This window comes from Dyella kyungheensis (assembly GCF_016905005.1).
GTDB lineage: Bacteria > Pseudomonadota > Gammaproteobacteria > Xanthomonadales > Rhodanobacteraceae > Dyella > Dyella kyungheensis.
Genome location: NZ_JADIKC010000004.1, coordinates 69,154 through 84,657 on the forward strand (window position 1 = coordinate 69,154; position 15,504 = coordinate 84,657).

Annotated in this window: 11 protein-coding genes; 3 read left to right on the forward strand and 8 right to left on the reverse strand. The window is 66.3% G+C overall.

Features of this window, described 5'->3' with window-relative positions:
* Nucleotides 1-7 precede the first annotated feature (7 nt).
* The 3 genes from ISP20_RS10260 to ISP20_RS10270 form a co-directional block, all read right to left on the reverse strand.
* Nucleotides 8-1,309 (reverse strand): NAD(P)/FAD-dependent oxidoreductase, encoded by a 1,302-nt coding sequence (locus ISP20_RS10260; protein ID WP_204636002.1) that lies wholly within the window; start codon nt 1,307-1,309, stop codon nt 8-10.
* A gap of 54 nt (nt 1,310-1,363) precedes the next feature.
* Nucleotides 1,364-3,532 (reverse strand): primosomal protein N', encoded by a 2,169-nt coding sequence (locus tag ISP20_RS10265; protein ID WP_204636003.1) that lies wholly within the window; start codon nt 3,530-3,532, stop codon nt 1,364-1,366.
* Between the two features lie 475 nt (nt 3,533-4,007).
* On the reverse strand, nt 4,008-5,129 hold the full coding sequence (locus tag ISP20_RS10270) for a DUF3667 domain-containing protein (protein WP_204636004.1): 1,122 nt from the start codon (nt 5,127-5,129) through the stop codon (nt 4,008-4,010).
* A gap of 138 nt (nt 5,130-5,267) precedes the next feature.
* Between ISP20_RS10270 and ISP20_RS10275 the strand changes: the two genes are divergently transcribed.
* Both ISP20_RS10275 and sppA read left to right on the forward strand, forming a co-directional pair.
* Entirely contained in the window at nt 5,268-6,635 is a 1,368-nt protein-coding gene (locus ISP20_RS10275) for an MATE family efflux transporter (protein WP_204636005.1), read from the forward strand.
* A 104-nt stretch (nt 6,636-6,739) separates the two neighbouring features.
* Entirely contained in the window at nt 6,740-8,602 is a 1,863-nt protein-coding gene (gene sppA, locus ISP20_RS10280) for a signal peptide peptidase SppA (protein ID WP_204636006.1), read from the forward strand.
* 71 nt (nt 8,603-8,673) lie between these two features.
* On the opposite strand, the gene ISP20_RS10285 is transcribed toward sppA, so the two are convergent.
* The gene (locus ISP20_RS10285) at nt 8,674-9,495 is read right to left on the reverse strand and encodes an ABC transporter ATP-binding protein (RefSeq protein ID WP_204636007.1); all 822 of its coding nucleotides are present in this window, start codon (nt 9,493-9,495) and stop codon (nt 8,674-8,676) included.
* A 60-nt stretch (nt 9,496-9,555) separates the two neighbouring features.
* The gene (locus ISP20_RS10290) at nt 9,556-9,774 is read right to left on the reverse strand and encodes a hypothetical protein (protein ID WP_204636008.1); all 219 of its coding nucleotides are present in this window, start codon (nt 9,772-9,774) and stop codon (nt 9,556-9,558) included.
* Nucleotides 9,775-9,861: 87 nt separating this feature from the next.
* Between ISP20_RS10290 and ISP20_RS10295 the strand changes: the two genes are divergently transcribed.
* Complete coding sequence (locus ISP20_RS10295) at nt 9,862-10,644, forward strand: SDR family oxidoreductase (protein WP_204636009.1); 783 nt, start codon at nt 9,862-9,864, stop codon at nt 10,642-10,644.
* Nucleotides 10,645-11,326: 682 nt separating this feature from the next.
* Here the strand turns inward: ISP20_RS10295 and ISP20_RS10300 are convergent.
* From ISP20_RS10300 to ISP20_RS10310, 3 genes are all read right to left on the reverse strand, one after another.
* The gene (locus tag ISP20_RS10300) at nt 11,327-11,959 is read right to left on the reverse strand and encodes a DUF4124 domain-containing protein (protein WP_204636010.1); all 633 of its coding nucleotides are present in this window, start codon (nt 11,957-11,959) and stop codon (nt 11,327-11,329) included.
* Nucleotides 11,960-11,984: 25 nt separating this feature from the next.
* Nucleotides 11,985-12,929, reverse strand: a complete 945-nt coding sequence (locus ISP20_RS10305; RefSeq protein ID WP_204636011.1) for a DegV family protein — start codon at nt 12,927-12,929, stop codon at nt 11,985-11,987.
* A 95-nt stretch (nt 12,930-13,024) separates the two neighbouring features.
* Nucleotides 13,025-15,439, reverse strand: coding sequence for an acyl-CoA dehydrogenase (locus ISP20_RS10310; RefSeq protein ID WP_204636012.1), 2,415 nt, complete (start codon nt 15,437-15,439; stop codon nt 13,025-13,027).
* Nucleotides 15,440-15,504 lie beyond the last annotated feature (65 nt).

Below are 15,504 nucleotides of genomic sequence, written 5' to 3' on the forward strand. Positions count from 1 at the left end.
CTCCACCTTACGGGCCGCGGGGCAAAGACGGTGTGTTCGTTCGCTCATCCGTGCCCGTCACAATGCGGGCGTGGCGCTGGTAGGTCCAATACGCCCAGGCCCAGTCCAGCATCACCACCAGGCGGTTGCGGAAGCCGATCAGGAAGGCGATGTGGGCGATCAGCCAGACCCACCAGGCCAGCAGGCCGGAGAGTTTCACGCGCCCGAACTGGGCCACCGCGGCCATGCGGCCGATGGTGGCGAGCGAACCGTCGTCGCGATAGCGGAAGGGCGGGGTGCCCGTCTCGCCGCGCCAGTGCGCCTTGAGTGCGAGGGCGGCGTGGCGTCCCATTTGCTTGGCCGCGGGCGCGACGCCGGGTACGGGTTTGCCGTCGGCTTGCTGCACGCTCGCCAGGTCGCCGATCACGAAGACCTCCGGATGCCCGGGCAGGCTAAGATCGGGCGAGACCTGCACGCGTCCGGCGCGGTCCACCGGGGCGCCCAACCGGCGACCCAGCGGCGAAGCGGCGACGCCGGCGGCCCACAGCACGGTGCGCGCGGGATACGGCGTATCGGCGAGCATCACGCCGTGCTCGTCGATGGCGGTGACGGCGGTATTCAAGCGCACCTGCACGCCAAGCTTTTCCAGCTGGCGACGGGCTTTTTCGGTGAGGTCGGGGGCGAACGCGGGCAACAGTTTCGGTCCCGCTTCCACCAGCAGGATGTTGGCCTTGCGCGGATCGGCGCGGCGAAACTCGCGCGGCAACGTATGTCGTGCAATTTCCGCCAGCGTGCCGGCCAGTTCCACGCCGGTGGCGCCGCCTCCTACGACGACGAAGTTCAGCCACGCCTGCCGTTGCGCCGGATCTTCCTCGCGCTCGGCGCGTTCGAACGCGAGCAGCACGCGGCGGCGGATGGTGAAGGCATCCTCCAGCGTCTTCAGGCCCGGTGCGTAACGTTCCCACTCGTCGTGACCGAAGTAGGCGTGCGTGGCGCCGGTGGCGACGATCAAGGCGTCGTACGGCAGTTCGCCTTGCGCGAGATGCACGATGCGGCGCTCGAGATCGACGTCGAGTGCTTCGTCCATCAGCACGGTGACGTGCTTGTCCTTCTGCAGGATCTGGCGCAGCGGCGCGGCGATGGACGGTGCGGAAAGCCCCGCCGTGGCGACCTGATAGAGCAGCGGCTGGAACAGATGATGGTTGCGGCGGTCGATCAGCGTGACGCGCACATTCGCATCGGCCAGTTCGCGTGCGGCCGCGAGGCCACCGAAACCGCCGCCGAGAATAACGACATGGCGAAGGGAGTCTGACGTTGCGTTGCCTTCCATGTGATGCTCCTTGCAAAAGTGAGAATCATTGAAGGTCTCGTTCGTCGTCCGCGGTCAGTAGAGATCGATGGGATCGACGTCGAGCGACCAACGCACGCGGCGCGCCGAAGGCAGCGCCGACAATGCGGGATACCAAGGCCGCAGTGCGCCATGCAGCGCGCTGCGCGTATCAGCTTCGATCAACAGCTGGCCGCGATGGCGCCCCGCGCGCAGCGGCATCGGTGCGGGCATCGGCCCCGCCAGTTGCAGCGGCAAACCGGCGAGCGCCTGCGCCGCTTCGCCCAGGAACGCGTCCACATGCTCGCGCTGGTGTGCATCGGCGCGCAACAACACCTGATGGCCGAAGGGCGGCAACTGAATACTGCGGCGCTCATCCAGCAAGCTGATGGCGGCTGTCGCATAGCCTTGCGCGAGCAACTGGCGCAGCAGGGGATGATCGGGATGATGGGTCTGCAGCAGCACGCGGCCTGGCTTTTTCGCGCGCCCGGCGCGGCCGGCGACTTGCACCACCAGTTGCGCCAGTCGTTCGCTGGCGCGGAAATCCACGCTGAGCAGGCCTTCATCCACGCCGACGATGGCCACCAGGGTGAGATTGGGAAGGTCGTGGCCCTTGGCCAGCATCTGTGTGCCGACCAGGATGGCGGGTTTGTCCTCGTGCAGGCCTTCCAGCAAATGCTCGAAGGCATCGCGGCGACGGGTGGTCTCGCGATCGATGCGCAGCACCGGCACGTCGGGAAACTGCGCGGTCAATGCTTCTTCGAGTCGCTCGGTGCCCTGTCCCTGCGGCTTGAGATCGGGCGCCGCGCACGACGGGCATTGTGCCGGCACGCGCGCGGTGGCATCGCAGTGATGGCAGATCAGCACGCGACGCCCTGCGTGCAACGTCATCGGGTGTTCGCAGCGCGGGCATTCCGCATGCCAGCCGCAGCTATAACAAAGCAGCACGGGTGCGTAGCCGCGGCGATTGCGGAACACCAGCACCTGTTCGCCGCGCGCCACGGTGTCGCCCACCGCGGCCAACAGGGCGGGGGACAAGCCGTGGTCGAGGCGTTGCGCGCGCATGTCGACGATCTGCACCTGCGGCGCGCGGATCGCGCCCGGACGTGCGCGCAGGTGCAAGGCGCGATAGCGTCCGGCCTGCACGTTCGCCAGCGATTCCAGCGACGGCGTGGCCGAACCGAGCACCACCGGAACGTTCAGTGCGCGGCCGCGCAGGATGGCCAGGTCGCGTGCGTGATAGCGGAAACCTTCCTGCTGCTTGTACGCGCTGTCGTGTTCCTCGTCGACCACGATCAGGCCGGCGTGCGGCAGCGGCGTGAAGATGGCCGAGCGCGTGCCCAGGATCACCTTCGCCTCGCCGGAGCGTGCCCGCAGCCAGGCACGCGCGCGATCACCCTCGGCGAGATTGGAATGCAGCACCTGCACGACGACGCCCAGGCGCTCGCGCAGGCGACGCACGGTCTGCGGCGCCAGTCCGATCTCCGGCACCAGCAGCAGGGCCTGCTTGCCTTGGGCGAGCACCTTTTCGATCAGCGCGAGATACACCTCGGTCTTGCCGCTGCCGGTGACGCCATCGAGCAGGAACGGCTGGAAACGCCCGAGGGATTCGCCGATCGCTTCGACTGCCTGCTGTTGCTCATCGCTCAGCGACGGCGCTTCGGTGACGCGCGGCGGCTCGATGGCCTGGGCCTGGGTGCGTTCGATCAATCCGGCCTGGTCGAGTCGACGGGCCGCGTCGCGCCAGCCGGGCAGCATCTCATGCAGCAGGTCGGCCGTTTGCGGTCCGCGCGCCAGCGCGTCGAGCAGCGCACGGCTGCCGCCACGACGGCTTCCCGCGTCGAGCGCACTGCGGCCGGCGGCGGTGAGCGCCCAGGCTTCTTCGTGCAAGTCGGGAAGCGGGCGCTCTTCGCGCAAGGCCAGCGGCAGCGCGTTGGCGTACGCCTCGCCAGGTGCGCCCAGCCAATAGTCGGCGGCGCGGGCGAGGGTGGCCATCAATTCGGCGTCGAGCAGGGGAGCGTCATCGAGCACCTGCAGCACACGCTTGAGTCGGGCGTTGCCCACGGCGGATTCCACTTGGGCTTCCACCACCACGCCCACCGCCTTGCCCTTGCCGAACGGCACCAGCACACGGCTGCCCGGCACCGCTTCGCCACTGGCCGGCGGCAGGTAGTCGAACAGGGTGGGCAGGGGAACCGGCAGGGCGACGCGAAGGACAGCGGGCATGGATACCTCTCGGTACGACAGTGTAACCGGGCCGTTCCACCCTGCGGGATTCCAGCCGGGTGAAATGGTCCGCGAGGGGGTTTGGCGGGCCGCTCGGCGGCTTGGAGGTGGTTGCTGCCCTGTCATCTAGGAAAGGGTGCTAAGTGACTCTTGGCAGGGGGCTTTTGGCGTTATCCACAAGGTCTGTGGATAACTCTGTGGATGGTCCGTTGAGGGAGGCCTCTAAGGCGCATGAAAACGCCCTTCCGTACGCGCTGTTCAAGTTTTAGCCAGCCCAAAAACACCCATAAATACAGTGACTTGAATTTGCTGCTTGGCTAGTGTTCATGCAACTGCCACAGGCCGGAGACCTGTCTTGACAGTCATGTGACGCTGTGCAAAACCCCGCTCGAATGCGCTTTCAGGCTGTCCCGAAACGGCGCCGCTGCGCGATTTGTGTGTGATTTGTGTCACAGAAGGCGAGCGCCGTGGTGGGTCAGTTCATCATGCCCAGCACGGCGGCAAAGGCGAGCGCGAAACAGGCCAGGAAGGTGTAGCACCAGCCCACGAACAGGTACTTCACCCAGGTCATGAACCAGCCCTGCCGGTAGACCCGCTTCTGCATCAGCAGCAGGTAGATCAGCGACCAGACCCATAGGGCCCATAGCAGCGTGCGCAGGGGGATGTTCAACCAGGCGGCATGCGGTACCAGCCAGCCGTGCAGCATGTAGATCAGCATGCCCAGCAGCAGGCTCAGGAATAGGAAGGCGTGGCTATGCAGCGCCACGATCAGGTGTTCCATGTAGAGCCGGCGCTTGAAGATGTAGGTGATCTTCAGCAGCAGGGCGAACAGCGGCATCAGCACGAACATGGTCTGCGGCAACACGTGGAATACCGAGGCCACGATGCGCTCCTGCGCTTCCTGGCCTTGCTCGCCGCCGTTCATGACGGCGCGGACGTTGCTCTGCGCGCGCGCCATCGAGCGGTTGAAGCTGTGGTTGAGCGATTGCGGCAACCACGCTATCTCGATGGCGGGCAGGTCGGTCAGGTTGCTATGCCCTTCGGTCGGGGCAGGCATCGGCAGCGCCTTCAGTTCCACCAGGCGGTGATTGGCGTGGTCGCGCTCGATCTCCACCAGCTTGTTGTATTTCTTCTTGCCGGTGCCCTGCTGATTGTGGGCCTTGAGCAATTCGTCGCTTGCCTGCGCGAAGTGCGCGCGCACGGCGTCGGGCGTAGTGTCCGCCGCGTATTGCGCCGTGCCTTGGCCCGATTCGTCGCCGAAGTGCAGGATGTCCATGCTGCCCACCACCAGGTGGCACATGAAGAACGCCAGCAGCGACAACACGAACATCAGGCGGAACGGCGCCACGTAGCGCTGGCGGCGGCCTGAGAAGTATTCGAGGGTGAGAAAGCCCGGTCGCAGGAACAGCGGCGGAAGCGTGTGGATCACGCGGCCGTCCACGTGCAGCACCATGTCCAGCGTGTCTTCCACCATGTGATGCATGGGGCGCAGCACGGTGTGGATGGACTGCCCGCATTCGTGGCAGAACTCACCCTGCATCGGCGCACTGCAATTGGCGCAATGCACGCCTTCGAACGACACGATTTCCTTCTTCATGCGCCTCCCCTAGCGGAATCAGCGGGCGATCTTGGCACAAGCCGCCTGCGCAGACAGCTGCCGTGGGCCTATTTGCATAAGGGCTGCAGGCCGATGCGCGACGCGGCTGCGCTAGAATGTGCGGCCCAGGAGTCTCTTATGCTGTCTTTCCGCCCCGATCGCGCCAGGGTGGCGCGCGAGGTGGGCGCCACGGTGCGTCTCGCCCTTCCCCTGATCGCCACGCAGCTCGCTGCGGTGGGTCCGAACTTCGTCGATGCCGTGCTTGCGGGGCATCTGAGCGCGCACGTGCAGGCGGCCGTCACCACCGCGGTGAGCATCTGGGCGCTGGCGCTGGTCAGCGGCCTGGGCATGATGATGGCGGTGCCGCCTTCGGTGGCCCAGCTCGATGGCGCCGGCCGGCGCAATGAAACCGGTGCGGTGTTCGTGCAGGCGATGTGGCTGGCCTGGGGCATGGGCATCGTGTTGTGGTTCCTGGTGCGCAACGCCACGCCGCTGCTCGACTGGATCGGCGTGGTGCCGACGCTGCGCCACGACGTGACGCAATTCCTGCACGCCATCAGCTGGGCCGCGCCCGCGATGACCAGCTACTTCGCCATCCGCGGCCTCTCCGAAGGCCTGTCGATGACGCGGCCGTCGATGTATTTCAGCTTCGGCGGGCTGCTGGTGCTGGCGCCGCTGGGCTATGTGCTGATGTACGGCAAGCTCGGTCTGCCGGCGCTGGGTTCGCTCGGCAGCGGCATCGCCACCGCCACGGTGCTGTGGCTGGAGATGCTCGCGTTCCTGTGGTTCGTGATCAAGCATCCTGCCTACCGCGACGCGCATCTGCGCGCGGGCCTGGCGTGGCCCAAGCCCCACATGATCCTCGACCTGCTGAAGATCGGCGGACCGATGTCGATCACCTTGTTGGCCGAAGGTGGCTTGTTCGTGGCGGTGGCGCTGGCCATCGCGACGCTGGGCGAGACGGTGGTGGCCAGTCATCAGGTGGCGCTGAGCGTGGCCACGGTGGCGTTCATGGTGCCGCTGGGCCTGTCGATGGCGACCACCGTGCGCGTGGGCAATGCGGTGGGGCGCGGCGATGCCTCGGGCGTGCGCTACGCCGGACTGTGCGGCGTGGGCCTGGCGGTATGCGTGCAGACCGTGTCCTGCTCGCTGATGCTGACCCTGCCGCACGTCCTTGCGCGCATGTATACGCACGACGCCGCGGTGATTGCGTTGGCCGCGCAACTGATGGTGCTGGCGGGCCTGTTCCAGTTCTCCGACGGCATCCAGGTCACCTCCAACGGTGCGCTGCGTGGACTGAAGGACACCCGCGTGCCGATGGTGATCACCTTGTTCGCCTATTGGGGCGTGGGCATGCCGATCGGCTGGTGGCTCGCGTTCCGCCACGGCATGGGCGCGCGCGGCATGTGGTTCGGCCTGATCGCGGGCCTGACCATGGCGGCGGTCCTGCTGTTCACCCGCTTTTGCCGGAACGCCTTCCATGAGCGCTGGCGGCGTCCCGCCTGAGCAGGATCCGCGGGCTGTTCGCGCCGGACACCCGTGCCGTTTGCCCACATGACCTGCGCCGCGTGAACAGCTACGCTGTCATGGACATCCTGAGGAACTAGGCAATGACGGAGCGCCGCCCCAACGGCTTTTGGGCCTTTCTCTGCGTCCTCGGGCGCGGCATCAACATCGTCAGGCTGACCATCCTCAACCTGATCTTTTTTGCGTTCTTGTTCATCGTGCTGCTGGTGATGCTGGTCGGCTTTGCCGGCGCGCGTTCCGAGCACATCATCCAGAGCGACAGCGTGCTGGTCATCCAGCCCAAGGGCGAGCTGGTCGAGCAGTACAGCATCGAACCGATGCAGCGCGCGCTGGCCAGCCTGTCGGGCAATCCGCCCCGGCAGATCCAGTTGCGCGACCTGGTCGGCGTGATCGACGGCGCCGCCAAGGACGCGCGCATCACCCGCATCCTGCTCGAACCCAGTGAACTGCAAGGCGGCGGTTTCGCCGCACTGCGCGAAGTCGGTGCGGCGCTCGATCGCTTCCGCGCCGCCGGCAAGCCGGTGATCGTGTGGGCGCCCAGCCTGGACCAGGGCCAGTACTACCTCGCCGCGCATGCCGATCGCGTGCTGATCGATCCGCAGGGCGGGGTGATGATCACCGGCCTGGCGAACTACCGCCTGTTCTACAAGGACCTGCTCGACAAGCTGGGCGTGGACGTGCACCTGTTCCGCGTCGGCCAGTTCAAGAGCGCGGCCGAGCCGTACATCCTGGACCACGCTTCGCCCGAGTCGAAGGAAGCGGACAGCTTCTGGATGGGCGGCCTGTGGGATACCTACATCAACGAAGTGGCCAAGCTGCGCAAGCTCGATCCGGCCACGCTGCGGCTGAACATCGACACGCTGCCGGAGAAGATCGCCAGCGCGAAGGGCGACCTGGGCCAGCTGTCGCTCGACCAGCACCTGGTCGATGGCCTTGCCACGCCGGCCGAAGTGATCGCCATGATGCGCAAGGAAGGCGTGCCCGCCGGCAAGAAGGGCGACGGCTTCCGCCAGGTGTCCCTGCAGCGCTACGTGGCCACGCTTTCGGAGAACGGCTCGATGGCGCCGGGCGTGTCGATCGTGGTGGCCGAGGGTGAGATCTCCGGCGGCAAGCAGCCGCAGGGCACGGTGGGCGGCGACTCCACCGCTGCGCTGATTCGCGCCGCACGCGAAGACAAGCGCACCAAGGCGCTGGTGCTGCGGGTGAATTCGCCCGGTGGCGAGGTGTACGCCGCCGAGCAGGTGCGTCGCGAAGTGGCGCTGACCCGCCAAGCCGGCATTCCGGTGGTGGTATCGATGGGCAATGTGGCGGCCAGCGGCGGCTACTGGATTTCGATGAATGCCGATCGCATCTACGCCGAACCCAACACCATCACCGGCTCGATCGGCATCTTCGGCATGGTGCTTACCGTGCCGGGCACGTTGGACAAGCTTGGCGTGAAGAGCGACGGCGTGGGCACCAGCCCGCTGGCCGGTGCGTTCGATGCCACGCGTCCGCTCGACCCCAAGGTCGGCACGGTGATCCAGGCCACCATCGAAAAGGGCTACCGCGATTTCGTGGGCCAGGTGGCCAAGGCGCGCGGCAAGCCGTATGACGCCATCGATACGATTGCCCAGGGCCGCGTGTGGACGGGTCAGCAGGCGCTCGATCGCGGCCTGGTCGATCAGCTCGGTGGCCTGGGCGAAGCCATCGCCGACGCGGAACAGCGCGCCAAGCTCGGCAAGGACGCACCGGTGCGTTACGTGGAAGAACCGCTGAGCGGCTTCGGCCAGTTCCTGATCAGCCTCAACGAGAACGCCATGGTGCAGATGGGCCAGGCGTACGGCGTGCAGTTGCCGTCGTGGGTTGCGCACATCAGCGAGATGGCGCCCGAATTGAAACTGCTGCGCACCGCGCAGTCCGGTCGCCCGAACGTCTACGCCTATTGCTTCTGTTCGCCGCGCTGAGGCGCGGCAACGTCGCGGGCATCGAGCCGCTGCCGGTTTCCGGCGGCGGTTTTTTTTATACCTCGACGGCGTTATTCGATGGCGGCGCTGAAGTATTCGCCGTGGCGTTCCACGCACACGGGCATGCCGAAGGTGGCAGACAGCAGCGTGTCGGTAAGCACCTCGGCCTTGCTGCCTTGCTTTAGCAGACTGCCGTCGCGCAGCAATACGACCTGCTGGATCTCGGGAAGAATCTCCTCGACGTGATGTGTCACCAGCAACAGCGTGGTGCCATGACGGGCGAGGCCGCGCAGATTCTCGAGGAAACGCCGACGGCTCGCCATGTCCAGGCCGGCGCAGGGTTCGTCGAGCAGCAGGGCGCGAGGACGATGCACCAGGGCACGTGCGATCAGCACACGGCGCGCCTCGCCGGTGGAAAGGCTGGCCATGCTGCGCCCGAGCAGATGCGTGGCGCCCGCCTGTTCCAGCGCTTCGTTGGTGCGTTCGCGCATGGATGGCGTGACACGGTGATCGAGTCCCAGCCGTTGCGCGGCGAAGAAACTCGACAGCACGGCTTCCGAGACCTCCAGCGTGGCATCGCTGGTGCAATCGTGCTGCAGGGACGGCGAGACGATACCCAGCAATCCACGCAGATCCGAAACATGCCAGCGGTCGCGACCGAACACGCGCATGGCGGCCTGGCCGCCCCTGCGTGCGAGCGGGTAGAGCTCGCGCGTGATCAGCCGCACCAGGGTGGATTTGCCCGCGCCGTTGGCGCCGAGGATGGCGGTGTGCTCGCCTGCGCCGATGCGCAGGCTGAAGCGATCGAGGATCAGTCGCTCGCCGCGCATCACGCTGGCATCGTCGATATCCAGCAGCGGTACGGCGGAGAATTCATCATGATGGACGTTCATGCTGGACACGATGCACGTCCAGACGTCCATTTGCCAAGTCCCGCCGTGGGCGGCATCTGCTTACTGCTCGGCGGCGTCGAGCTGTTGCTGTTGCTTCTTGGCTTGCTCGTCCACGGTTTTCTGCACGTCGGCGGCGCGCTGCTTGGCCTTCTCCATGTCGTCCCATGGCGTGGCGACGCGCGCGGTGCTGGCGGTGGCTGGCGCCGATTGCGGGGCTGGCGGCTTGCCGGAGCAGGCCGTGAGGCAGAGCAGGCATAGCAAGGGGGCGAGTCGATGCATGAGGGTTCTCGGAGGAGCGAGCAATCGTTCCTGCATGGTAGCGGGCAATGCTTGGCGGGAAACGTGGTGGCGTTCTAAGCTCTCCCCATGAACGCACGCATCGATGCCTGGCAGTTGCAGGGACACACGGCCTTGATCACCGGTGCCAGCAAGGGCATCGGCTACGCCACCGCCCGCGAACTGGCCTCCCTGGGCGCCAACCTGCTGCTGGTGGCGCGCGACGCCGACACCCTGGAGCAGGTGCGGGTCGAGTTGATGGACGATTTCCCCGGCATCGAGGTGCTGGCCTTCGGTGCCGACCTGGGCGAGCAGGAAGATCGGCTCGCGGTATTCGACTGGGTGGCCGATCTGGGCGCGCCGCTGTCGCTGCTGGTCAACAACGCGGGCGGCAATCAGCCGGCGCCGACGCTCGCCTATCGCGACGACGAATACCGCGCGATCTTCGAACTGAATCTGTTCTCGGCCTTTGAGATGTGCCGCCTGGCGCATCCGCAACTGGTGCAGCACGCGAACGCGGCCATCGTGAATGTCGGCTCGGTCTCGGGTGTAACTCATGTGCGCACCGGTTCGCCTTACGGCATGTCTAAAGCGGCGTTGCACCAGTTGACGCGCAATCTTGCGGCGGAGTGGGCGGCCGATGGCATCCGCGTCAACGCGGTGGCGCCCTGGTATATCCGCACGCAGCGTTCAGAGCCGGCTTTGGCGAACGACGAATATCTGGACGAGGTGCTCGATCGCACGCCGCTGCGGCGCATCGGGGAGCCGGAGGAAGTAGCCGCAGCGATTGCCTTTCTTTGCCTGCCGGCGGCGAGTTATGTCACGGGGCAGGTGTTGGCGGTGGATGGCGGGTTTCTCAATTACGGGTTTTAGGTGGCCTGCTCGTCAATCCGGCGCGGGTTCCACTAGCTCGTCATCCCGGCGCAGGCCGGGATCCAGTTTCGTCAGTCTTCGGTTGTTGCGATATCGCGACTTGGCTCGCCTGCCGCGGGCTTCCGTCCTCCTGCCGGCGACGCAAAGCTAGTCCCCTTTTCGGGAAGGCCGGGTCACTTTCTCTTGCTTGCCCAAGAGAAAGTAACCAAAGAGAAGGGCCCCCCGGATGACGCGCCTTCCGGGCTACGCCCTCCAGGTGCGCGGGTGGGTTGCGGGGTTTTTCGACAGGGCATCCTGCCCTGGCGAAAAACTGGCCCGCATCCATGCGGGCCACCCTGCGGGCTTTCCTCCACCCACCCGCCGCGTCATACGGGGACCCCTGAGAGCCAAGAACCGAAGCCAAGAGCCATAGAGCCAAGAGCAGAGCCATAGAGCCAAGAGCCAAGAGCAGAGCCAAGAGCTGGAGCGGAGGGCTGCAGATCTACTGTGGGAGCGCACCCTGTGCGCGACAAACCTACGGAGCGATACATCGCAGCGCGGCTGTCGCGCACAGGGTGCGCTCCCACAGACATAGGGAAGCGCTTTTTCCACAGACGCTGGGGAAACCCTGGTAACAACCCTGTGGACAACTTGGCACACGCCTTGCGCAGCACCTACTTGCATGACATTGCGCAAACTTTGCTCAACACCCCTGCAACTGCGACCTCAGCTCCTGCTCGCGCCGCTCCAGCGGCGGCTGGTCGCTCTTGAATGCGCGGCGTAGCTTGTCGGCGTTGTCGTCGAACGCATCGCGCAGCGCGCGGCAGGTTTCCGCGCGGGTCAGCTCGCGGCATTGGTCCTGCACCCAGACGTAGTGGTTGGCGATGAGGCCGGGGGTGACGCGGCCGCGATTGAGTTCGGGCGCCGAGGCTCCGGCCGCGTTGCGGCCGCCGTAGACCTGCGACAGGGGCAACGCCGAGGCGCCGAGGATGCCGTAGGGAACTTGATAGGGTTGAGGATCACCGTTGTCGCTGGTGTACGGCTTGCCGTCGGTGGCGCGCACGCAGGCGAACATGCTGGGAAGCGTTGCGATGGGTTGCGTCGGTGGCGGGGAAGGCGCGGCCGGTGGCGTCGCCGTGGTGTCCATCGCTTCGGGCGGTGGCGGCGTAGCGGGCTGCGAGTCGTCGAGCTGCAGCACCTGCTGGCGCTGGTTGCCGCTGCAGGGTTTGTCCTGGAACGACAGCTTGCCGCTCGCATCCGTGCATTGATACGCCGTGCCTGCCAAGGCTGGAAGGTTCAGCACCAGCAGCAAAGCCAGGATGCACAAGCGGAGCATGCGACGTCTTCCTCAGCGCGTGGGCTTAGAACTCGGCGGCGTGTTCCTCGGCCGCGAAGCCGAGCGTGACCGCGCCTTCGCCCACATTGACCATGCCGGTGATGCTCATCGGCGCTTCCATCAATTCCACGCCGCATTCCTCGCACGCACTGCGCAGCGCGGCGTAACCCGGGAGCTTGGGCAGCTCGGCCAGATCGCCGCCGTAGCTCACGCACACGGCGGGTACCAGCAGGCCGGCATGCACGCGCTTGGCCGTGTAATTGAACAGCGTTTCCGCGCCGTGCTCGAAACCGCGCACCTTGCCGACCGGACCGGTTTCGCCGCGATAGCCGCGCAGCAGCGGCTTGATGTCCAGTGCCGAGCCCAGCATGGCGCTGACCAGGCCCACGCTGCGGTCGCCCTTCTTCTTGGCACGGGCACGCAGGTAGTAGAGGTCGCGCGGCAGCATGTAGCCGTACGAATTATTGGAGATGTAAGTGAGCCGCTCGCGGATCGCCGCCGGCACTTCGCCGGCATTGATGAGGCGAGTGGCTTCCACGATGGCGGGACCGGAGCCGGCGAACAGCGTGCGCGTGTCGATCACGCGCATCAGGAACGGGCCGGTCTGGTTGTTCTTCTCGCGCACCTCGCGGTAGTTCTTCAGCACCGCGAAGCTGGCCTTGATCACGTGATCGTTGATGGCGCTGCGGGTCGCCGTGATGGTGAGGCAGAACACGCAGTCCTGTTCCAGCACCAGCTTGTCGAGAAACAGCCGCTGCACGTCTTCGACGGAGCAGGGAATAGTTTCGGCGGAATGGCTGCGGCTGCCCAGCTTGCGATCCAGGAAGCGATGCAGCTCCACCTGGTTGCGGTTGTCCATGAAGACTTCATCGTCGATGCGGATGGTGATGGGCATCACCGCGATGTTGTGCTTCTGCAGGAACGCCTGCGGCAGATCGCAGGCGGCATCGATCGCTAAACCCATCCGCATGATGGTCTCTCCCCTATGGCAAGCGTCGCCAACATAGCACGCACCCCCGCAGGTGCCGACCCTGACCGTTGGGACAGGGCCAGCCATGCCCGCGCTTAGCGCAACTGGCGGTAGATGTCGGCGTCGAAGGCGTCCACCTGCACCACCGCATTGCGTGCTTCGTCGGCCTCGCTCAGCGCATCGTATTCGGCCTGGCTGATGATGCCTGCCGCCAACGCGTGACGTCCCAGTTCCTCGCCGGCGGCGCGGTCCAACTGGCCGGCGCGGATCGCGTCGCGCAGTTTGGTTTCCACCGGCAACGCGCGCACGGCCTTGTCCAATGCGGCTTCCAACTGACCCAGCCCCGGCTCCTGCGGTCCGGGAACATGGATGTCGGCGGTGAGGTGGATGCGGGCCTCGCGGTCTTCCAGGATGGCCCGCGCCGCGCGCTGCCCCAGCCGATCCGACGGCGGCCGGAAGCGTGCGCCGAGCGGGAACACCAGCAGACGTGCGAATCCGGCCGCCACGCCCGAGGGCAGGTTGTCCAGCACGCCGCGCAAGGCCTCCTGCGTGCGATACAGCGCCAGCGCCACGCCCCAGCGCGCGAGGTCGTAGTGCGAGGCGAGCTTGGGGCCGTCGTGATAACGCTTGAGCGTGGCCGCGGCGAGGTATTGCCAGGCCAGCGCATCGGCGAGTCGGCCGGAGATTTTCTCGCGGCGCTTCAGCGAGCCGCCCAGCGTGGCCATGCAGGTGTCGGAGACCAGCGCGAACGCCGAGGCAAAACGCGTGAGATGCTGGTACGAGCGGGCCAGCTCGCTGTCCGGTGCCTTGGCCAGGCGAGCCCCGGTGAGCGCCAGCAGCAGCGCGCGCACGCCGCGGGTGAACACGAAGTTGATGTAGCCGAACGTGCAAGTGTCCACCGCCTTGAGGTCGTTCGCGGCAATCGCGTTGATCAGCTTCTGCACCCACGGATGGCAGCGAATGGCCCCTTGTCCGTAGATGATCATCGAGCGCGTGAGGATGTTGGCGCCTTCCACGGTGATGCCGATGGGCACGGACATCCACATATGGGAAAGCGCATTGCGCGGCCCGCGTTGAATGGCGGCACCGGCGCGTATGTCCATCGCATCGCTCACCACTTCGCGCATGGCATCGGTGAGATAGGCCTTGGCGATCGAGCCGAGCACCGCCGGCTTTTCGCCTGCATCGAGCGCGCCGCAGGTCAGCGTGCGCGTGGCCGTCATCAGGTAGGTGAGGCCGGCGATGCGCGCCAGCGGTTCCTCGATGCCCTCGAAGCGACCGATCGGCGTATCGAACTGCTCGCGCACCGTGGCGTACGCGCCGCAGATGCGCGTGGCCATCTGCGCGGCGCCCACGGCAAGCGCGGGCAGCGAAATGGAGCGGCCCGCCGCGAGGCTCTCCATCAACATGCGCCAGCCGTGTCCCGCCTGTTCGACGCCGCCGATGATGGCGTCGATCGGCACGAATACATCATGTCCCTCGGTAGGCCCGTTCGCGAACGGCACGCCCATCGGATCGTGGTGTTGGCCGATGACGACGCCCGGCAGGTCGCGGGCGATCAGCGCGCAGGTGATGCCGCGATCCTCGGCGCCGCCCAGCAAGCCGTGCGGATCTTTCAGCCGGAAGGCCAGCCCGATCAGGGTCGCCACCGGGGCCAGCGTGATGTATCGCTTGTTCCAGTTGAGGCGCAGGCCGAGCACTCGCTGGCCGTCCCATTCGCCCCATTCGACGATGCCTTCGGACTGCGTGGCCGCCGCATCGGAACCGGCTTCGGGTCCGGTGAGCGCGAAGCAGGGCACCTCGCGGCCATCGGCCAGTCGCGGCAGATAGCGCTGCTTCTGTTCCTCGGTGCCGTAGTGCAGCAGCAGCTCGCCCGGGCCGAGCGAGTTGGGCACCATCACGGTCACCGCCGCGGCGACCGAGCGCGTGGCAATGCGCGTGACCACGCGGGAGTGGCCGATCTCGGACATGCCCAGGCCGCCATAGCTCTCGGGCAGCACCATGCCGAAGAAACGCTCGCGCTTGATGAACTCCCATACCTCGGGCGGCAGGTCGCGCTGCTGCTCCACCTGCCAGTCGTCGAGCATGGCGCATAGCTGGGTCACCGGCCCGTCCATGAACGCCTGTTCGCGCTCGCTCAGCGGCTTGCATTCGAAGCGCAGCAGGTAGTCCCAGTCGGGCATGCCGGAAAAGATCTGCGCATCCCACCACACCGTGCCCGCTTCGAGCGCGATGCGTTCGGTCTCGCCCAGCCGCGGCATCACCCTGCCCAGCGTCGGCAGCAGGGTGCGCGCAAACAGTGCCCGGCGCAGCGGCGGCCAACCTGTTACCAGTGCAACCAACGCTGTCGCAATTAGCAGTCCATATAGAAGGAGTGGCGAATCGACCCCGCGCACCATCCAGGTGAGGAACAGCACCGCCAGTGCCAGGACCCAGGCCAGCCATCCGCGTCCCGCAAAGGCAAAGCCGAAAAAGACCACGAGGGCGACGATCCAACCGAGCAGCAGCATGGGGTTCTCCTGGGGATGACCCATCGTGGGGAGGCAGGGCTCAAGAAAATGACAACGAATTGCTC